Genomic DNA, 20,361 nt, shown 5'->3' with positions numbered 1-20,361 from the left:
TGATCACGGCGCGATCACAGCCACCCGCGCTGTTCGTCAACTACCGGAAGGCTGGATGAGCATCGGCTTGACGTCGAACTCCTTGTCCAGCAGCCCGTACCGCTGCATCAGCTGCGGGATCCGCTGCAGCCGCGTCGCGTCGAGCGTGGTCGGGAAGGTGCCGAAGTGGACAAGGCCTGCGGTTTCCTTGTCGACCTTGGCGTACTCGACGAGCAGCGGCTCGACCGTGGGACGGTCGGCGGCGTCGGCCTGGCCCTTGGCGATCGCGCGCTGGAACGCGGCCACCGTCTTCGGGTTCTCCTGGGCGAACTTGCCACTGGTCGCGAAGCCCGCGATCGGAATGCCGTCGGTGGGGCCGGACGCCGCGTCGAGCACCTTGATCTGACCGGCGGCGCGCTGGGCGCGCGTGATGAACGGCTCGACCATGAAGGCCGCGTCGACGGTCTTGTTCTGGACAGCCGCCTGCATGTCCGGGAACGGCATCTCCTTGAACGTGACCGACTTCGGGTCGACGTTCGCGGCTTCCAGAGTCGCCTTCGCGGTCAGTTCGGCGATGTTCTTGAAGGTGTTGATCGCGATGGTCTTACCCGCGAGGTCCTTGGGGCTCTTGATGGCGGAGTCACCCGCGGCCAAGATCAGGAACATGTCGGGTTTGGCCTGGTAGCCATCGGCGATGAGCTTGATGCCGTCGACCGCCTTGGCGGCGTCCTTCGACTGCGCGGCGAAGAACGAGACCCAGTTGCCGAAGGTCATGTCCAGCTCTTTGTTGATCAGGCCGGGGATCGCCTGAGCACCACCCTGGATCGTCTTGAGCTCGACCTCGAGCCCCTCGTCCTTGAAGTAGTTCTTCTTGATCGCCACGTGGACGGAAGCCACGTCGAGGATCGGCAGGACCCCCAGGGTGATCTTGGCCTTCTCGACCGGACCGGTGCCGTTCGCATCGGCCGGGGGCGCCGGCTCTTTGCCGCCGAGCAGTCCACAGCTCGCCACGGTGGCGAGCAGCGTGGCGAGGGCGACGCCACGGACGGCCATACGGCGGACTCTTCGAGTCATCGGGAGCACTCTCCTGTCGGAGCGGTGTCGTCGTTGCGGGGAGGTCGCGACGGTCAACCACTCAGAGTAGTGATGCTGCTCCAAAAGACCCCAGTTGACCGACACGAGCAGGTTCCAGTCCACTACCTGCGGTGAGCATCTAAGCACAGCAGGTCTAGGGCTAGGAGAACCCCAGTTGAAGCGCGCTGTAGCCGTCGTCGGCGCCGGGCCGGCCGGTCTGACCTTGGCAAACCTGATCCAGCAGTCAGGTATCGACTGCCTTGTGCTCGAAAAAGGTAGTCGTGCCCACGTGGAAACCCGACCACGGGCAGGAGTCCTGGAACATCGCTCCGTGACCATGCTGGAGTCGCTCGGACTCGCAGATCGTTTGCTGATGGAAGCAGACCGTCACGGAACGTGTGAATTCCGCGTGAACGGCCAGGCGTTCCAGGTCGCGTACAGCGATCTGTACGAGGGGCGCCAGCACTACGTCTACCCCCAGCAGGAAGTGGTCAAAGACCTCATCGCCGCATTCGTGGACGCAGGCGGGGACATCCGGTTCTCGGTCAGCGACGTCGAGTTGCGGGACATCACGTCGTCCACGCCCTCCGTGGCCTGGACCAGCGCAGATGGCATACGCGAGGAAATTTCATGTGACTTCGTGGCCGGGTGCGACGGGTTCCACGGGGTGAGCCGGCCGTCCATTCCCGAAGGGGTGCTGTCGGAATTCAAGCATCAGCACGGAATTGAGTGGCTCGCCATTCTTGCGGAGGCCCCTCCGTCGACTAAAGCCATCATTTACGCGCTGCACGAGGACGGTTTTGCCGGACACATGTTGCGTTCGCCGACGGTGTCCCGTTTCTACCTCCAGGTACCGGTCGGGACCAATGCCGCCGATTGGTCGGACGAACAGGTGTGGGAAGCACTCCACAAGCGGTTCGCGCTGCAGGATTCCACGTGGTCGCTGACCGAGGGCAAGATCATCGAGAAGCGGGTGCTGGACATGCGCAGCCACGTCGTGGAGCCCATGTCGTACGGCCGGCTCTACCTGCTGGGTGACGCAGCCCACATCATCAGCCCGGTCGGGGCCAAGGGCATGAACCTCGCGATGAACGACGCCGTGACCTTCGGACGTGCGCTGATGTCCTTCTACGCCACCGGATCCGAGACCGGTCTGAAGACGTACTCGGAGGACTGCCTGCGCCGGGTCTGGCGCGCACAGGAATTTTCACAGTGGATGGTGAACATGATCCACACCGATGTCGGCTCACCGTTCTTCGGACGGTTGGCGCAGGCACGCCTGGAGCACCTGGCCGAGTCGCCCGCCTACCGCGCGACCTTCGCCGAGAACTACGTGGGCCCCTAACGGGTGACGCGAGCCCCTAGGGAGTTCGGTCCGCCACGAGCTAGGGCTTGCACCCGATGCCTGGGGGGTGTCGATCTTAATAGGTTGGTGCGACATCCCCCCGCGACATCACAGGAGCACGAGTTTTCATGATCCAGCAGGACAGCGCGCAGGCCGCTCCGCAGGCTCCCCAGCAGGCCCAGCAGGCCCCGCAGCAGGCAGAGCCCCAGGCCACCCCGCCGGCCGCGCCGGTCGAGGTCCAGCCGGCCACGCTGCACGAGTTCGCCCTGGGCCTGCTGAACGACCCGGCCGCGCTCGAGGCGTTCCAGCTCGACCCCGAGGGTGTCCTCGGCTCCTGCGGGCTCGGCGACCTCACCGCGGGTGACGTCGAGGAGATCCTGCCGCTGGTGCTCGACGCCGCCTCCATCGCGGACCTCGACGGCCTCACCTCCGTCACGGACATCGCCTCCCCCGCGGCCGTCAACGGCCTGGTCGGCGACTTCTCCGACCTCGGCGACGTGTCGGGCACCCTCGACGGCGTGCTGCAGGGCACCGACCTCCTCTCGGGCGTCACCGGCGCTACCGACCTCGTTGGCGGCACCGACGTGCTCTCCGGCGTCACCGGCGTCACGGGCCTCGTCGGCGGCACTGACGCGCTCTCGAGCGTCACCGGCGTCACGGGCCTCGTCGGCGGCACCGACGTGCTCTCCGGCGTCACCGGCGTCACGGGCCTCGTCGGCGGCACTGACGCGCTCTCGAGCGTCACCGGCGTTACCGGCCTCGTCGGCGGTACCGACGCGCTCTCCGGCGCTACCGGCCTCGTCGGCGGCACCGACGCGCTCTCCGGCGTCACCGACGTCACCGGCCTCGTCGGCGGCAACGACGTCCTCGCCAAGGTGACCGACGTGGCCGACGTGAAGAACGTCGCCGACGTGCTGGTCAAGGACCTCGACACCACCGGCATCGTGAAGGACGTCGTCGACACCGACGTGCTCGTGAAGAGCACCGACGTCCTGGTCAAGGACGTCGCGGACGTCGACGTCTCGAACGTGGCGGACGTGACCGGCAACGTCGTGCAGAACGTCGGCCAGGTCGGCGACGTCCACAACACGGTCGGCAACGTCCTCGGCGACCTCAACGTCGGCGACCTCGACGTGCTGGACCACGGCGTCGGCAACCTCAACGATCTGGGTCTGCACCTCTGACCTCGCACTGACAAATCAGCCCCGGACCACTCAGGTCCGGGGCTGATTTGTCTTCGAAGAACCACCCTGGCGGGTGAGAACCCCGCACCCCTAACGGGTGACACGCGTCCCCTAGGGATCTCATTTCGTCACGATCTGGGGCCAACACCCGATGCCGGGGGATGCCGATCCTCCATACGGTTGAACCCGTCATCCCCCGATCCACCTACAGGAGCTTGAGTCCCCATGGGCACCCAGACCACGCTGCACGACTTCACCCTCACCCTGCTCGGCGACCTGGACGCCAGGGCGGAGTTCCAGGCTGACCCCGAGGGCACCCTCGACGCGGCCGGTCTGAGCGACATCACCGCCGCCGACCTCCACGACATCCTGCCGCTGGTGCTCGACGCCGCGTCCGTCGTGAACGTCGACGCCATCGACCAGCTGCTCGCCGAGACCGGCGACCTGACCGCCGCCGACCAGCTGACGGCCATCGTGGGCAACGTCGAGGGCGTCACCACGATCACCGACGTCGCCGCGCCCTCGACCATCACCGCGCTGGTCAAGGACTTCTCCGACCTGGGCGACGTGTCGAACACCCTCGACGCCACCGTTCTGAAGGGCACCGACGTCGTCTCGAACGTCTCGGACAACTCCGTCGTCGCCAAGGTGACCGACGTGGCGGACGTCAAGGACGTCGCCGACGTGCTGGTGAAGGACATCGACACCGACGTCCTCGTCAAGGACCTCGTGGACACCGACGTGCTCGTCAAGAACACCGACGTGCTGGTCAAGGACGTTGCCGACGTCGACGTGGCGGACGTCGCCGACGTGACCGACAACGTGGTCCAGGACGTCGCGCAGGTCGGCGACATCCACAACTCGATCGGCCAGGTGGTCGGCGACGTCAACGTCGGCGACATCGACGTGCTCGACGGTGGGGTCGGCAACGGCAACGACGTGGACATCCACCTCTGATCTGCCGCTAGCCGCGCCAGCACACCCTCCTCGTCGTGCCTGGCCTTTGCCCTCCCTCCAGTGGGGTCAGGCACGCACCCATTCGCACGGCCCTCGTGCGACGCAGAACAGCCCCGGACCGCGGCGGGTGTCCGGGGCTGTTCTGCGTCGTTGATCAGGGGTCGTTGGTCTGGCGTCGTCGATCAGGCCGACGGGTAGAGCCCCGCCAGACCCCGCTCCATCGCCTCCCGCACGCGGTGCAGATCCACCGGAGACCCGTGCGCCCCACCGGGATCGACCGCGGCCCAGACGTCCGACGGGGAGACGCCGGGCGGCAGGTCGAGGTACCAGGCGAACCCGCGCGGCCGCGGCGGCACGCCGGCGTCCACCAGGTACGAGTTCACGAACGTATCGATGATGTCCTGATCGGGATGCACCGGCGCAGGTGTGCGCACCACCCGGCGCGGACCGGCGGCCCACGCCACGAGCAGCTGATACCCGTTGTCCGGCAACGCAAGCAGGCGCCTGCCCTCGAGCAGCACCACCCGGTCGCGCCCGCCGGACACCTCTACGGGCTCGGCGTCGACGACGAGGAACAGGTTCCAGCCGGGCACACCGGAAAGTCTGTCAGGTGGACACCGTCTCGCTCAGCGACTCGCGCTCAGCCGCCGCCCACTTCTCCACGTCCATGGTGGGCTTGCCGACGTTCAGCAGCCGCGCGACCTTCGACCGCAGCGCCACGAAGCCCTCGTCGGTCCGCGTCGTCACCTGGTCGCGCTCAGCGGGCAGCGGCACCTCCAGGTCGGCCACCAGGCGCGCGGGAGAACCGCTCAGCACCAGGATCCGGTCGCCCAGGTACACCGACTCGTCGATGTCGTGCGTGACCACAAGAACGGTCGTGTCGTGCTCACGACGTACCCGCAACAACAGGTCCTCCAGCTCGAACCGGGTCTGCGCGTCCACCGAGGCGAACGGCTCGTCCATCAACAACAACGCCGGCCGGTACGCCAGAGCGCGCGCGATCGCCACGCGCTGCTGCATGCCGCCGGAGAGCTGCCATGGTCGCTTGCGGGCAGCAGCACCGAGGCCGACCCACTCCAGCGCCTCGGCGGCACGGGAACGGCGCTCGGCACGTGGCAGTGAGCGCAACGGGAACTCCACGTTGCCCTGCACCGAGAGCCACGGGAACAGCGAGCGCGAGTAGTCCTGGAAGACCACCGCGAGGTGCGAGCCGTGCAGGGACACGTCACCGCGCGAGGGCGCGACGAGTCCGGAGATCGTGCGCAGCAGTGTGGACTTGCCACAGCCGGACGGTCCCACCACGCACACCAGCTCGCCGGCGCGCACGGTGAACGACAAGCCGCCGATCGCCTCGTGATCGCCGTAGGTGTGGCCCAGGTCGGCCACCTCAAGCATGTTGCTCATCCCGACTCCTCGGTTGCCAGGCCAACGCCCTGCGTTCCACCGCGAGAAGCGCGGTGTTGAGTCCGTAGCCGAGAACGCCCAACAGGACGATCCCGGCCCACATGCGCGTGTAGTCGAACGAGCGCTGTGCCTGCATGAGCTGCGAGCCGATGCCGTTGTCCGTGCCCACGAGCTCGGAGATGACCATCAGCACCAGCGAGAGCGACAGCGAGACCCGCAGGCCGGCGAAGATCTTCGGCGACGCCGCGGGCAGCACCACACCCAGAACCCACTGCCAGCGCGGGATCTGGAATACCGCGGAAGTGTCCACTTTGGTCACGTCGACCGAGCGGGCGCCGTCCACGCTGTTCAGCAGCACCGGCCAGACGACGCCGAACACGATCGTCGCGAGCTGCATCGACGTGCCGCCCCTGAACAGCAGCAGGAACACCGGCACCAGCGCGGGCGGCGGGATCGAGCGCAGGAAGACCAGCAGCGGTCCCGCGTACTCCATGGCCCGGTCGGACCGGCCGAGCAGGAGCCCCAGGGACACACCGATCACGCTGGCGATCGCCCAGCCGGACAGCAGCCGCACCACCGACGGGACGACGTGGCCGGTGAAGTTCTCGGGTTCGAGCACCAGCCACTCGTAGGCGGACGTCAGAATCTCCGACGGCGGCGGGAAGAACGGGTCGTCGGCAAGCCAGCCGAGCAACTGCCACACCGCGACGAGCCCGGCGAACACGGTCCACCGCTGCAGGAACTTGGTCACCAGGCCACCCAACGCCGGCGGACGCGCTCGAGGCCGTTGTTGAGCAGGACACCGATCGTGCCCGCTACCACGGTGCCGACCAGCACCTGGTCCATCCGGCCTGGCCCGCTGCGGGCCTCCATGATGAAGTAGCCGATGCCGATCTGACTGCCCGCCATCAGTTCCACGCTCACCATCACGATCAGCGCGGTCGTCGCCGCGAGCCTGATTCCGGTGAGGACGAACGGCAACGCGCTCGGCAGCGCGACGAGGAACAGCACACCGGCCCGCCCCGTTCCGAAAACCCTTGCGGTGTCAACGAGAAGCGGGTCCAGTTCGTCCAGTGCGTAAATGGTGTTGAAGAGGATCGGCCACAACGCCGCGTACACGGCCAGCGTGATCTTGGTTTCCGGTCCGAAGCCGAGCATCACCAGCGCGAGCGGAATCAGTGCCACGGAAGGAATCGGGCGCAGGAACTCGACGATCGCCCGAGTCGCGTGACGCACCGCGGGAACGCTGCCCAGCACAAGTCCACTCGGCACCGCGATGGCGACGGCGATCACGATGGCGATCAGCACTGCCAGCAGCGTTGCCACGACGTGACTGATGAAGTCCGGCGAAGTCAGTTGCGTGACGAGCTCGCCGGCCACGACAGACGGTGGCGGGAGCGCCTCTGCGGGGATGAACGGCGAGCGTCCTAAGAGTTCCCAGAGCACGAGAAACCCGGCGATGCCGAGTAGTCCCCTTGTGAACGCACGCACTCGGTCACCCTAGAGAGTGGATCTCGCAATCACAATGCGTGCTGACTCAACTCCAGGTTGTTTCCCACACTTGTGCGGCGCATCAGCAGACCTCTACGCGCTCCACTTCGCCGAAGCTCTTCACCCATTCGGAGTCGGTGAGCCTGGCGCCGTCTTTTTCACACATCTTCTTGATGATCCGGCCGGTGTCGAAGTCGTACGGCAACAGTTCGGGATCGCTGCCGCCGCCGCGCACCAGGAAGTCCTGGTTCTGCGGCCGGTACACCGCGGGCGCCGAACGACCGTGCCCCACGACGTGCGCGAGCCGCTCCGCGGGCCGGTCGGACGGGTGGAGGCGCTGGACCTCGAAGACGTTGTCACGCACCACGGCCACGCGGTCGTCGTCGGCGAACGTGACCTTGGCGCCGCCGCCGGCGCGCACCACGCTGCCGAGCCGCGCCCGCTGCACCGGCGTGCCGCTGGGCACGCGCTGCCACACGTCGACGATCGACTCGGCCGAGTGCTCGACGGCGACCCATCGGCCGTTGGCGCTGTAGGTGAGCCCGCGGACGTAGACCCGCTGGGGCGGCAACGCCACCGCACGTTCGACCGTGCCGCCGATCTGCCAGAACTCGACGGTCGAGATGCCGGCTGCCGCGTCCCAGACGGCGGTGGCGAGCTCACGGCCGTCCTGGCTCAGCGCGACGGCCTCCGGGTGGGGCACCGGCATCGGCAGCGTGCGCGGCTGCGCGGGGATGCCGAGGTCGAGCAGCACCGCGCTCTCCGACGCGCCCGGCGCCGGCGGGCCGATGTCGACAGGGCCGCCGACCTTGCCGACGACCCGTGAGCCGTTCGCGCTGAAGTCGAGGGTCCGGAACCGGTCCGGCAGCGGCGCCAGGTAGGTGAGGTCCTGAGCGTTGCTGACGGCCCACAGGTGTTCCCGGCCGGTCGTCTGGTCCTTGGTGATCGCGCGCCGCTCGGCGAGCTTGACCACCCGGTGGTGGTCGAAGAACTTCTTGCCGGGCACCGCGCGGTCCTCGTCGAGGTCCCACATCCGGTCCGTGCCGTCCTCGTCGGTAACCGCGGCCATCTCGCCACGCGGCGCCACGACCACTGCGGCGTCGTCCTTCGGCGTGCCGGTGAACGGGATTCCGCGCGCCACCGCGCGGGCCAGCCGCAACACCTTCTCGGCTTCCGGCGACGGCGCGACCTTGTAGCCGACGAGGGCGAACTTGTCCGCGTACGGCAGGCGCTGCTCCAGCATCGCCTCGGACTCGGCCACCGCCCTGCCGCCGAGCTGCCAGTCGTTCAGCTCGGTGATCTTCCGCTCGTTGGTGAGCGCGTAGACGACCGTGCCCGGCACCAGCGCGACCAGCACGGCCGCCACCGCGACCAGCGCGGTCGAGCGCCGGGTCTCGCGCCTGGTGCTGATGTCGACGAACCGGCGTTCCGGCACCGTCAGGAAGTCGCCGAGCTCCTTGGCCTTGCGCAGGCGGACACCCCGGTACAGCGCCTGCGGGTCGCGGTCGCTCGCCTCCCACAGCTCGATCGCGGTGACGAGCTGCTGGTGCGTCTGGAGGTTCTCGCCCTCCTCGGCGACCCACCCGGTGAGCAGCGGCCAGCGCAGCACCGCGTCGTGGGCGAGTTCGGCGCCGTCCTCGGTGAGCGTCACCAGCCTGGCTTTGGCGAGCAGGCCGACGAGCTCCTGCCCGATGTCGAGCCTGCGGCCCTGGCGATGCACGATCCCGTTGCGCTGCACGGAGACCAGCCTCAGGAAGACCTGCCGGACCGTCCTCCGGTCTGCCTCGTCGAGGCCCGCGTAGAACGCGTCCGCGGCCTGCGCGGCGACCTGCTCGACACCGCCCGCCTCCTCGTAGCCCGCGAGCGACAACGTCATGCCGCGCTTGCGCCGCCACGTCTCCACCAACGCCTGCTGCACCAACGGCAGCGCGTGCTGGTTCGCCGCGTCGGCGACCAGGCGGGTCAGCACGGCCGTCTCGACGGTGGCGCCGATCTTCGCGGCTGGCTCGGTGATGGCGCGCCGCAACTGGTCCGCGCTCATCGGCTCGATGGTGATCTCGTTGCCGGACAACACCTTCGCGAGCCGCTCGTGGCAACGCCGCCGGAAGTCCGCGCGGACCGCGACCACCACGTGCGGGCAGCGGGTGAGCGCGCTGACGAACTCGTCCTGGCCCAGCGCTTCCTCGAAGTCGTCGACGAGCAGGACGAGGCCCGGCCGGTGCTGCCGGATGCGCAGGCGCAGGTGGTCCGGGTCTGCCGCGAACTCCCTGGCGAGCTGTTCGGGTGTGGTGTTCTCGAAGAGCTCCGCGAGGACGGCGGCGAGGTCGTCGAGCGGGTGCTCGCCGGGGGTGATCACCACGGCGTCGTCGAGGGCGGGCTTGAGACCGGCGTGGAGCAGCGACGTGCGTCCTGCCCCGGAGGCGCCGAACACCGCGGTGAACGGCCTGGAGCCGATCGACTCGAGCACCTGCTCGACCAGGTGCTCGCGGCCGAAGTACCGCTTGGCGTCGTGCTCGGTGAAGGGGGCGGCGCCGGGGTACGGGGAGTTGGGCTGCGGCGGCAACGCGTGCTCGGCCGCGAGCTCACGCCAGCGCTTGGTCCACCCGGACGGGTCGCCGTCGCACGCCTTGACGAAGGCGAGGGTCAGCGCCAGCGAGGGCAGCTTGCGCCCACCGGCCGCGTCGGACAGCGCGGTCGGCGAGTAGTTCGCCCGCCGCGCGAGCTCGCGGTAGCTCGGTTTGCCTGCCCGGTCACGCAGTCGTCGCAGGTCACCGGCGAACTGCAGCAGCGTGGTGTCCTCCGGACCCAGCGGTCTTTCCCCTCGTGGCATGCCGCCTCCCGGCGGGATTGTCCATCAGAGGTTCGCCCTCCGTCTAACACCCCACCAATCACTCTTTTTCTGGATGACCTCTTGGTGATCGACCAACCCCGCACAGTTAATTCGTTTCTCAGGGGCGGCACGGCGGGGCGAAGTCGAGGCCGCCGAAATACCGGTCCCACTCCTCCCGGGTCATCCGCGGAATGGCCTGCTCGCAGATGCGCACCGCCGGATCGCGCGGGTCGAGCTCCCACAGCCGCACGGACCGGTCCGCGCCACCGGTGATGACCTCGTCGCCCTTCGGCGTGAGGCCGACCGCCGTGACCGCGCCGGCGTGACCGCGCAGCAGCGCCTGCTCCACCGGTTCGCCGTCGTCGAGCTTCCAGACGCGCACGAGGCCGTCGTCCGTGGCCACCGCGAGCCGTTCGGCACTCAGCCGGGCGCTCGTCACGGTGCCGCCGCCGGACGGGATCTCCGCGCGCAACACCGGGTTGCGCGGGTCGGTGGTGTCCCAGAGGTGCACGGACGTGCTGCCGGTGGTCAGGAGGAGGTTCTCGCCGGCGAACTGGGCGCTGCCGGCGAACTCCTCGGTCAGCGCGAGGGGTTTGACGTCGTGCGGCTCGGTCACGTCGACGAGGTGCACGGCGCGGCCGGCGGTCACGGCGGCGAGCACGTGTCCGTCGGGGCGGAAAGCCATGCCCGCCAACGGTCCTAAGTCCAACCGGGCGGTGGAGAGCAGGCGGGGGCGGTCGAAGCCCAGGTCCGTCCAGAAGCTCAGCACCCCGTCGTCACCGGTGACGAGAGTGGTGCCCTGCCAGGCGATCGTGGTGGCGTGCGCCGGGATCATGGCCAGTTCGCGGGGCCTGCCGAGGGAGACGTCGACGACGTGGACGGTGCCGTCGTCGCCCGCGGACGCGACCAGGCCGCCCGTCGCGTCCATCGCCAGCGCGGTGACGGCACCGGCGTGCCTGGTGGCCTCGTGGGAGGAGCGCGGCGACGGCAGGTCGTCCAGTGCGGTGAGCAGGACCCTGCCGTCGCGGTGGCCGGTGGCGACCTGTTGCTGCGTCGGGCCCACCACCAGGGCGGTGACCTCGGTGTCGGCGGCGCGCAGCCGCTGGGAGGACACGTCTTCCTGGCGCAAACCGTTGCGCGCCTGAGGCAACGGCACGAGCTGGTACGCGGCGAGCGCGATCTGCTGGGCCAGGGCGGCGTTCGTGGAACGCAACGCCGCCGCCTCCCCCGCGGCCTTCAGAACGGCGGCGTTGATGCGTTGCTCGGCGGCGTTCTTGGTGGCCTGCAAGGCGAAGACGGTCGTGCTGGCGGCGACGACCAGCAGCGCCACCAGGGCGGCCAGCAGTTGGTGTTGCCTGCGCGTGCGTCTTCTCGCGCTGACCGTCACCTCTTCCTCCGCGGCGAGGCTCGCCGCCAGGAACGTGCGTTCGGCGGAGTTCAGGACCAGGCCGGTGGGCACGTTCTTCAGCCGGCGGCCGCGCAGCAGCGCGCCCGCGTCGCGGTCGAGGGACTCCCAGGTCTGCGCGGCATCGGTGAGCTCGCGGTGCGCCTTGATGTTCTCGCGGTTCTCGTCGATCCACTCGGTCAGCGTCGGCCAGCCGCGGATCAACGCCTCGTGCGCGAGCTCGACGCCGTCGTGGTCGATGACGACGAGCCGGGCCGCGGCCAGCGCCTGCAGCACGTCCTCGTCGGCCTCCAGCTCGTCCTTGCGTGCGCGGCGTTTCGTGTCCTCGACGGTGACGAGCCGCAGCAGGATCCGTTTCGCCTGCGCCTGCTGCTTCCTGGTGAAGCCGTCGAAGACCTCCTGCGCGGTGCGGGCGACGGCGTGGTCGAGGCCGCCGACCTCCTCGTAACCCGCCAGTGTCAGCGTCATGCCGCGGCGGTGCTGCCAGGTCTCCTTGAGCGCGTGCGACAGCAACGGCAGCACCGCGGCCTGTCCCACCGCGTCCGCCATCAGCCTGGCCAGCAACGCCGTCTCGACCTTGGCACCGGCGTGCGCGGCGGGCTCGGTGATGGCGAGGCGCAGCTCGTCCGGTGTCATCGCACCGACCATGATCTGGCCGCCCTGCAGGGCCTCGACGAGCTCCGGGTACCGGGCGCAGTGTCCGTAGTAGTCGGCGCGCACCCCGATGACGACCTTGGCGCACGTCGTCAACGCCGTGATGAGCCAATGCCGCAGCTCCTCGCTGCGGCACAACGTGAACAGCTCCTCGAACTGGTCGACGACCACGAGGGTGCGGTGCGTGCGGTGCAGCACGGCGGGATCGCGCAATTCGTCCGCGAGCTCGACGGCGTCCGCTCCCGTCAGCCGGGCGAGCGCGACAGCGCACTCCTCCACCGGGTTCGTGCCGGGGGTGAAGAGCAGGACCGGTTCTTTCGTGTGGGCGACGAGACCGGCCCTGAGCAGCGACGACTTGCCCACGCCGGACGGGCCGAACACTCCGGTGCAGCGGTTTGTGGTGGTCAGCAGCTCCGCGGTGAGCCGGTCGCGGCCGAAGAACCTCGGCGCGTCGTCGGGCTGGAACATCGCGAGCCCGACGTACGGACTGTCGTTGTCCGGCTGCGGTTGCGTGTCGGCGACCTCGCGCCACCGCCGCGCCCACTCGTCCGGGTCGGCGTCACAGGCCTTGGCGTACGCCTTCGTGACCGCGAGGCTCGGCAGCTTCCGCCCGCCGGCCGCCTCCGACAGCGCCGCCGCCGAGTAGTGCGCCCGCCGGCTCAGCTCCCGGTAGGTGGGGCTGCCCGCGCGCTCCCGCAGCCGGCGCAATTCCGCCGCGAACTGCAAGAGGCCGCTCTCGCCCTCGTCGAGAGGGCGTTCCCGTCTCGGCATCCCGCCATTGTTCAGAGAACTTTGTTCAGCGGCCAACACATGACCGTGAACAACCCGTTCGCCCTAACGTCGACCAACGGGGAAGACCCGGTGCTTTCGCCCCGAACCGGCGCCGGTGTGGCCGTGGGTGGCCCATCCATCCGCCACCCACGGCTGCCCCACCTCAGCAGACCGGCACGCGGTCCACGTCCGGGAAGTACTTCCGCCACTCCGGGTCCGACAGAGCGGCGCCGCCGAGGCACATGTCCCGCACGACCTGGTCGGCATCGGTGCGCAACGGCCAGAGGGTGTCGTTTCTGAGCAGCGCGACGAACTCGTTGCTAGCAGGCCAGAAGTCGATCCCCGTGATGTCGTCGGAGAGGTTCTCGAACGCGGCGACCTGCTCGGCCGAGTTCTTGTGCCGCAGATCCCAGACGCGGGCACTCCGATCGTTCGCGAGCAGCACTCGGCCGCTGTCCGGAGAGAACTCGAACCTCAGGCCCGCGTTCTGCTGCTGGGGCAGGTCCGCCCACCGCATCGGGTGTGCCGGATCGGAGACGTCCCACACCTGGACGAACCCGTCCCACCACGTCGCGATCAGGAGGAACCTGCCGTCAGGGCTGAACCCGACCGGGTTCCCGGAGGGGTTCGCCGAGGCTTTGCCGGCCAGACGCGGCGCATCCCCGTCGAGCTGCCAGAGCTCCACCCCGTCGCTGCCTTCCCGCGCCACCGCGAGCGTTCTACCGTCCCGGGAAAGCCTCAGGTCTCGCGCGCGCCTGTCGCCGGGCACGACGATCTCGCGCACACCACCGGAGCCGTCGTACCGCCAGACCGTCGGCTGGACGTTGCTGCCCCCGTGGGTCGGCACGAGACCCGCGAAGGTGTTCAGCCCCCCGTCCGCCTCGCTGGGCTTGAGCGCGGCAGGCACCTCCGCGAGCTTGCGCGGCTGACCGGGATCGGAGATGTCGAGCAGTTCGTCGGCCCCGTCCCTGCTCACGACCAGGCGACGGTCGTCGTCACTGGCGAAAACCGGGGTGCCGGACAGGGTCAGGTGCGGACGCGACGCGTTCGAACGCAGATCCCACAGCACCTGGGCCGGGTCCCTTCCGTCGGACGCCACGTAGAACCGGCCACCGGTGATCTTCGAGAACGTCCCGCGGTACGGCGAGATTTCCAGCCTCTTGCGGCGAGCCGCGGCATCGGCGGTGAGCAGGAGGTCCCGGTTCTCCTCGCTCGGCGCCACCGCGTGCACCGCGAGGGCGAGACGCACCGCCTGGTCCGGATGCAGCTCCATCAGCGACCTGGCCTGGGTCGCGGCAGACACCGCGACGGCGATGCCCTCACGCCTCGACGCTTCCCGTGCCCTGTCGACCGCGAACACCACCGTGCCGGCGAGCAGCAGGACCAGCACCGACAGCACGCTGACCACCGCGCGGGCACGACGGGTGCGGCGGCGGCCGTCCGCCTGGCTCGCGGTGAGGAAGTCGCGTTCGGGTTCGGTGAGCGAGTCCGGGTTCAGCTCCCCGGCCTGGGCCAGGCGCACGCCCTTGTAGAGGAGGTCACGGTCGCCGTCCCACGCCGCGGCGGCCTCGGTGAGCTGGTGGTGCACGCGCAGCGCGTCGCGGTCCTCCGCGATCCAGTCGCGCAGCCGGGGCCAGGAGCGGATCAACGCCTCGTGGGTGAGCTCGGCGTGCTGCTCGGTGAGCGTGACCAGGCGGGCGTTCGCGAGGTGTTCGAGGACCTCGGCGTCGAGGTCCTCGCGGGTGGCGCGGCGTTTGGTGTCCTCGGTGCCCTCGCCCAGTGCGATCAGGCGCAGGAAGATCCCGCGCGCGATCTGCTGCTGCTCCTCGGTGAGCCGCTCGTACACGGACTCGGCGGTGCGCGCGATGGCGTGCTCGACGCCACCGGCCTCCTCGTAGCCGGCCAGCGACAGCGTCATGCCGCGCCGGCGGTGCCACGTTTCGACCAGCGCGTGCTGGACCAGCGGCAACGCCGCCGCCTGGCCCGCCACGTCGGCCACCAGGCGGGTGACCAGGGCCGTTTCGACGGTGGCACCGACGTGCTGGGCGGGTTCGGTGATGGCGCGGCGCAACTCGTCGGTGGTCATCGGGCCGACGAGGAGCTGGGCGCCTTCCAGTGCCTCGACCAGTTCCGGGTGGCGGCCGACGTGGCCGTAGAAGTCCGCGCGCACGCCGACGACCACGTGCGGCGCGCTCGTCAGCGCCTTGACGAACCAGTCGCGTTGCTCCTGGCCGCAGAGGGTGAAGATCTCCTCGAACTGGTCGATCACCAGGACGAGCTGCTCGTCGTGCTGCTTGACCAGCAGGCCCAGCGCCTCCGGGTCGGTGAGCTCCGAGCGCAGGACCACCGCGGAGTGCCCGGTCAGCTGGGCGAGCCGGACGGCGCACTCGTCGAGCGGGTTCACGCCTGGGGTGAAGATCAGGGCCTGCGGGAGCCGCGGGAGCAGGCCCGCGCGCAGCAGACTCGACTTGCCGGAGCCACTCGCGCCGAACACGCCGACGAAGCGGCGTCCGGTGGTGAGCTGGACCAGCTTCGCGGTGAGGTTCTCGCGGCCGTGGAAGCGGTCGGCGTCCTCTTTCTGGAACGCCTTGAGCCCGACGTACGGGGCTTCACCGGTCGGCTCGGGCGGGGCGGCGATGTCGCGCCACCGTTGTTCCCATTCCTGTGGATCGCCACCGCACGCCGTGACGTACGCGAGCGTGACCGCGAGGCTGGGGAGTTTCTTGCCGCCCGCGGCGTCCGACAGCGTGGCGGCCGAGTAATGCGCGCGTGAACCCAGCGCGCGATAGGAGGGTTTGCCTGCCTTCTCACGCAGTGTGCGCAGATCGGCGGCGAACCGGCCAAGTTCCGTGTCTTCGCTGTCCAGTGGACGTTCGGTGCGTGGCATGTCGATCTCCCCCTGAGACCGATTGTCTACACCGTGTTGTTCAATGCGCACTGCCGACCCCTTACAACGTCATCGCCGTAGCGTTTCTCGTTGCAGGTGGTGATCGGGGGATCGCCAGGGTGCCCCTCCGGTTGTCGGGGCCGGAGGGGCCCAACACTACTTACATACCGACGAGCTTGTAGAGACTTCCGACTTCCTGGCGGTTGAGCACGCGCATCGCGCCGGGACGCTGGTTGCCGAGGAGCACCTCGCCGACCGCGACGCGGACCAGCGACTGCACCGGGTAGCCGACCTGCTCCATCAACCGGCGCACGATGTGCTTGCGGCCCTCGTGCACGACGATCTCGACGAGCGCCTTGCCGGGGACGGTGCTGATGAGCTTGAACGAGTCGACCTTGACCGGCCCGTCCTCGAGCTCGATGCCCGCCTTGAGCTTCCGGTTGAGGCCCTTCTCGACCGGCCCGGGAACCTCGGCGAGGTAGGTCTTCTTGACGTTGTAGCTCGGGTGCATCAGCCGGTGCGCGAGCTCGCCGTCGTTCGTGAGCAGCAGCAGCCCCTCGGTCTCGGCGTCAAGGCGCCCGACGTGGAACAGGCGCTCCTTGCGGCTGCGCACCAGGTCGCCGACGCACGGACGGCCGAGGTCGTCCTCCATCGTGCTGAGCATCCCGAACGGCTTGTTCAGCGCGATCGTGACGACGTCCTCGCGGATCTGCACCCGCAGGCCGTCGACGTGGACCACGGCGGTCTCGGGGTCGATCCGGCGGCCCTGCTCACGCACGACCTGGCCGTCGACCTGCACCCGCCCCTGCTCGATCAGCTCCTCGGAAGCACGGCGCGAGGCGATACCCGCCTGCGCGAGCACCTTCTGCAGGCGCACGCCCTCGTTCTCAGACATCGTCGATCGCATCCACTTCGGGCAGGAGCGGGGCGATTGGCGGCAGGTCGGCGAGCGACGAGAGCCCCAACCGCTCCAGGAACAGTTCGGTCGTGCGGTACAGGATCCCACCCGTGTCGCTGTCGGTGCCCGTCTCCTCGATGAGCCCCCGCGCGACCAGGGTCCGGATCACACCATCCACGTTGACGCCGCGCACCGCCCCGATCCGCGCCCGCGTGACAGGCTGCCGGTAGGCGATCACCGCGAGCGTCTCCAGAGCCGCACGGGTGAGTTTCGCGCGCTGGCCGTCGAGCAGCAACTTCTCCACGAACGGGGCGTACCGGTCCCGCGTGTAGAACCGCCAGCCGTCCCCCGCCCTGCGCAGATCGATACCGCTGCCGGACTCGGTGTACCGGGTGGAGAGTCTACGTAGTGCCTCCTTGACCCGCTTCACCGGCTGCTCCAGGGCGGTGCTGAGCTGGTCTTCGGCGATCGGGCTGTCCACTACCAGGAGGACTGATTCGAGGGCTGCGTCGAATTCCTGGTCTTCGGTCAGGTCGGGGAGGCCGCTGTCTTCGATCGGCTCTTCGGGGGCTGCTGCCAGGAGGTGGGCTTCCAGGGTGGCGGCGTCTTCGGCTGAGGCTAGGTCGGTGGGTTCGGGGTCCGGTTCCGGCTCGGGGTCGGGCTCGGGCTCGGGCTCGGGCTCGGGCTCGGGCTCGGGCTCGGCTGCGGACTCGGGCTCGGCGGCCTCCAGCTCGGGCTCCGGCGCGGGGTCGGCGCCAGGTTCAGCCGCCGAGTTGTCCACAGGACCGCCGTCTGACGTGCCGTTTTCGTCGGTGCCGCCCGATAGACTGGAAACCGGGGGGACCCCCGTGGGGTCCGCATCGCTTTCCGCCGTTTCGGCAGCCTCCGCCGCACCCCCCTCCCCGTCAAACGCGGGTCCAGGGTTCGAAACCTCGGCCGAGTCCGGCCCAACCAGTGGCTCGCTCATCAGCCGTAGTCCTCATCCTCGTCGCCGGCGTGCACCTGCGCCTGCGCTTCCTCCAACGTCCCGCCGACCCAGATCACCTGCAGCGGCCCGAGCGGATCCTCCTGCTCGAAGGCGAGCGACCTCTCCCGGTACAGCTCCAGCAGCGCCAGGAACCGCGCGACGACCTCCATGGTCTCGGTGCAGTCCGCGACGATGTCCGAGAACGACGTGGTGCCCCGCTCGATCAGCAACGTCCGCAGCAGGTCCGCGGTCTCGCGAATCGACACCCGGTGCTGGTGGATGTGCTCGACCGACAGCGTGCGCTTCTGCTTCGGCCGGAACGCGGCCGCCGCGATCAGCGCGAACTTGTGCGGCGTGACGCCGAGCATGACCTCGGGGAGCAGGCCCTCGAAGCGCGGCTCCAGCGACACCGAACGCGGGTACCGCCGGAACGCGCCCCGCTCCAGCTCGGCGAACAGCGCCGCTACCTGCTTGTAGGCGCGGTACTGCAGCAGCCGGGCGAACAGCAGGTCTCTGGCCTCCAGCAGCGCGAGGTCGTCCTCGTCCTCGACGTCGCCGGCGGGCAGCAGCCTGGCCGCCTTCAGGTCCAGCAGGGTGGCGGCGATGACCAGGAACTCGGTGGTCTCGTCGAGGTCCCACGAGTCGCCCATGCCGCGGATGTGCGCGATGAAGTCGTCGGTGACCGTGTGCAGGGCCACCTCGGTCACGTCGAGGGTGTGCTGCGAGATGAGCTGCAGGAGGAGGTCGAACGGCCCCTCGAAGTTCGTCAGCTTGACCTTGAACTTGCCGTCGTCCGGAGCGACCTCAGCTGGTGGGTCCTCGGTCACTGCTCGCGCAACCTGCGTACCAGCAACGATGCGTCACCGTGCGTCTCGAGGTCGTCCAGCACGATGGCGATCGCCTCACGCACGACCCGGCCGCGGTCGACGCCCAGCCCGTGATCAGCGCGCAACGCCAGACGCGCGTGTTCCAGGGCCAGCAGCTCCTCGTCGGACACGTACACCGTGATCTTCGTGGTGTGCTTGGTCCGGCCGGAGCCGCGCCGCTGCAGCGGCGTGACGTCCGAAGTGGAGACCTCGGCAGGAGCGATCTCTTCGGAGATGGCCGGTGCAGAGGTCAGCCGGAACAGCTCGGCCGCGCCCGGCAACGATGGGCGACGGTTCACCGGGCGATCACCTCGCGGGCCAGCGCGCGGTACGCGTTGGCACCGGCGGAGCGCGGCGCCCAGCGGGTGATCGGCTCACCGGCGACGGTGGTCTCCGGGAAGCGCACCGTGCGGTTGATTACCGCGTCGAACACGATGTCGCCGAACGCCTCGACCACGCGTGCCATGACCTCGCGCGAGTGCAGCGTGCGCGGGTCGTACATCGTGGCGAGGATGCCGGTGATGTTGAGCTTGGGGTTCAACCGTTCCTTGACCTTCTCGATGGTGTCGATGAGCAGCGCCACCCCGCGCAGCGAGAAGAACTCGCACTCCAGCGGGATCAGCACTCCGTCCGCGGCCGCGAGGGCGTTCACCGTGAGCAGGCCGAGCGAGGGCTGGCAGTCGACCAGCACGTAGTCGTAGTGGTCGATGACGGGACGAAGGGTGCGCACGAGCGTGTGTTCGCGGCCCACCTCGGACACGAGCTGGATCTCTGCGGCCGAGAGGTCGATGTTGCTCGGCAGCAGGTCCATGTCCTCGACCACGGTCTGGCGGATCACGTCGCGGACGCTGGTGTCGCCCTCCATGATCACGTTGTAGATCGTGGTCTCGAGCTGGTGCGGGTGCACGCCGAGGCCCACCGACAGCGCGCCCTGCGGGTCGAAGTCGACCAGCAGCACCCGTCTGCCGTACTCCGCCAGCGCCGCGCCCAGGTTGATGGTCGACGTCGTCTTGCCCACGCCGCCCTTCTGGTTGCAGATCGCGAGGATCTTCGCCGGGCCGTGGTGCAGCAGCGGCGGCGGATCGGGGAAGTGGCGGCGCGGGCGGCCTGTGGGGCCGATGCCGTCGACCTGCTCCTGAGCGACGTCGTCCACCGGCGCGGCGTGCGGTGCCAAGCTCAGATCGGCACGGGGCGCGAAAGCGTGCTCCGGTGTCGACATGACTGGCGTCCCTCACTGCTCGTAGTCGTCTCTCCGGGCGCAGCCTAGGCCGCACCCGTGCGAGCGGCAACGCGCCTCGCCGGTGTTTGTCAAGACTGAGTTAAGCGGGCACATCCGTCCGTGTTCGCCTATCGGCGGCTGTCAGGATCACGTCCAGCAGGCCCGGGAACAGAAGATCCAGGTCATCGCGGCGCAGCGACACCCAGCGCTGGTTGCCGCGGCAGCGGGTGCGTGTGATGCCCGCTTCGCGCAACACGCGCAGGTGCTGGGAGAGAGTCGACTTCGCGACGTCGACCTCGAAAGCCCCGCACAGCCTCTCTCCGCTCAACTGGATCTGGCGAACGACCGCGAGCCTTGTCGGGTCGCTCAGCGCGTGCAGCACTGCGGCTAGATCTATGGCCTGTGGGGACGGCTCGTCCAAGTTCGGCAC

The 20,361-nt window shown here is 69.2% G+C and carries 17 protein-coding genes; 3 read left to right on the top strand and 14 right to left on the bottom strand.

Annotated features, from left to right (window positions below; all coding sequences use genetic code 11):
- Positions 1-36: 36 nt before the first annotated feature.
- Complete coding sequence (locus ACIA8G_RS28770) at positions 37-1,032, bottom strand: ABC transporter substrate-binding protein (RefSeq protein ID WP_396421808.1); 996 nt, start codon at positions 1,030-1,032, stop codon at positions 37-39.
- Positions 1,033-1,228: 196 nt separating this feature from the next.
- Between ACIA8G_RS28770 and ACIA8G_RS28765 the strand changes: the two genes are divergently transcribed.
- From ACIA8G_RS28765 to ACIA8G_RS28755, 3 genes are all read left to right on the top strand, one after another.
- Positions 1,229-2,398: a 4-hydroxybenzoate 3-monooxygenase gene (locus ACIA8G_RS28765; protein ID WP_396421807.1), complete on the top strand. Its 1,170-nt coding sequence runs from the start codon at positions 1,229-1,231 to the stop codon at positions 2,396-2,398.
- A 128-nt stretch (positions 2,399-2,526) separates the two neighbouring features.
- A complete protein-coding gene (locus ACIA8G_RS28760) occupies positions 2,527-3,582 on the top strand; it encodes an IniB N-terminal domain-containing protein (protein ID WP_396421806.1) in 1,056 nt (351 codons plus the stop codon).
- A gap of 225 nt (positions 3,583-3,807) precedes the next feature.
- Complete coding sequence (locus ACIA8G_RS28755) at positions 3,808-4,539, top strand: IniB N-terminal domain-containing protein (protein ID WP_396421805.1); 732 nt, start codon at positions 3,808-3,810, stop codon at positions 4,537-4,539.
- Between the two features lie 182 nt (positions 4,540-4,721).
- On the opposite strand, the gene ACIA8G_RS28750 is transcribed toward ACIA8G_RS28755, so the two are convergent.
- The 13 genes from ACIA8G_RS28750 to ACIA8G_RS28690 form a co-directional block, all read right to left on the bottom strand.
- Positions 4,722-5,132: a DUF5956 family protein gene (locus ACIA8G_RS28750; protein WP_396421804.1), complete on the bottom strand. Its 411-nt coding sequence runs from the start codon at positions 5,130-5,132 to the stop codon at positions 4,722-4,724.
- Between the two features lie 13 nt (positions 5,133-5,145).
- Complete coding sequence (locus ACIA8G_RS28745) at positions 5,146-5,943, bottom strand: ABC transporter ATP-binding protein (protein WP_396421803.1); 798 nt, start codon at positions 5,941-5,943, stop codon at positions 5,146-5,148.
- The gene (locus tag ACIA8G_RS28740; RefSeq protein ID WP_396421802.1) at positions 5,927-6,694 is read right to left on the bottom strand and encodes an ABC transporter permease; all 768 of its coding nucleotides are present in this window, start codon (positions 6,692-6,694) and stop codon (positions 5,927-5,929) included. Before ACIA8G_RS28740 ends, ACIA8G_RS28745 begins: the two co-directional genes overlap by 17 nt.
- A complete protein-coding gene (locus ACIA8G_RS28735; protein ID WP_396421801.1) occupies positions 6,691-7,434 on the bottom strand; it encodes an ABC transporter permease in 744 nt (247 codons plus the stop codon). The genes ACIA8G_RS28740 and ACIA8G_RS28735 overlap by 4 nt, the downstream gene beginning before the upstream one ends.
- 82 nt (positions 7,435-7,516) lie before the next feature.
- Positions 7,517-10,264: a helix-turn-helix domain-containing protein gene (locus ACIA8G_RS28730; protein ID WP_396421800.1), complete on the bottom strand. Its 2,748-nt coding sequence runs from the start codon at positions 10,262-10,264 to the stop codon at positions 7,517-7,519.
- A gap of 118 nt (positions 10,265-10,382) precedes the next feature.
- Positions 10,383-13,094 (bottom strand): helix-turn-helix domain-containing protein, encoded by a 2,712-nt coding sequence (locus ACIA8G_RS28725; RefSeq protein ID WP_396421799.1) that lies wholly within the window; start codon positions 13,092-13,094, stop codon positions 10,383-10,385.
- Between the two features lie 163 nt (positions 13,095-13,257).
- Positions 13,258-15,981 carry a hypothetical protein gene (locus ACIA8G_RS28720; protein WP_396421798.1) on the bottom strand — a complete coding sequence of 908 codons (2,724 nt, stop codon included), beginning with the start codon at positions 15,979-15,981 and terminating at the stop codon, positions 13,258-13,260.
- 160 nt (positions 15,982-16,141) lie between these two features.
- Entirely contained in the window at positions 16,142-16,876 is a 735-nt protein-coding gene (locus tag ACIA8G_RS28715) for a pseudouridine synthase (RefSeq protein WP_396421797.1), read from the bottom strand.
- Positions 16,869-17,846, bottom strand: coding sequence for an SMC-Scp complex subunit ScpB (gene scpB, locus ACIA8G_RS28710; RefSeq protein WP_396421796.1), 978 nt, complete (start codon positions 17,844-17,846; stop codon positions 16,869-16,871). Before scpB ends, ACIA8G_RS28715 begins: the two co-directional genes overlap by 8 nt.
- Entirely contained in the window at positions 17,846-18,673 is an 828-nt protein-coding gene (locus ACIA8G_RS28705) for a segregation and condensation protein A (protein ID WP_396421795.1), read from the bottom strand. The genes scpB and ACIA8G_RS28705 overlap by 1 nt, the downstream gene beginning before the upstream one ends.
- Entirely contained in the window at positions 18,670-19,011 is a 342-nt protein-coding gene (locus ACIA8G_RS28700) for a hypothetical protein (RefSeq protein ID WP_396421794.1), read from the bottom strand. Before ACIA8G_RS28700 ends, ACIA8G_RS28705 begins: the two co-directional genes overlap by 4 nt.
- On the bottom strand, positions 19,008-19,931 hold the full coding sequence (locus ACIA8G_RS28695) for a ParA family protein (RefSeq protein WP_396421793.1): 924 nt from the start codon (positions 19,929-19,931) through the stop codon (positions 19,008-19,010). The genes ACIA8G_RS28700 and ACIA8G_RS28695 overlap by 4 nt, the downstream gene beginning before the upstream one ends.
- A 100-nt stretch (positions 19,932-20,031) precedes the next feature.
- Entirely contained in the window at positions 20,032-20,361 is a 330-nt protein-coding gene (locus ACIA8G_RS28690) for an ArsR/SmtB family transcription factor (protein ID WP_396421792.1), read from the bottom strand.

The sequence above is a fragment of the Lentzea sp. NPDC051213 genome, assembly GCF_044455585.1.
Classification (GTDB): domain Bacteria; phylum Actinomycetota; class Actinomycetes; order Mycobacteriales; family Pseudonocardiaceae; genus Lentzea.
This window is presented reverse-complemented; position numbering and strand designations above follow the sequence as displayed.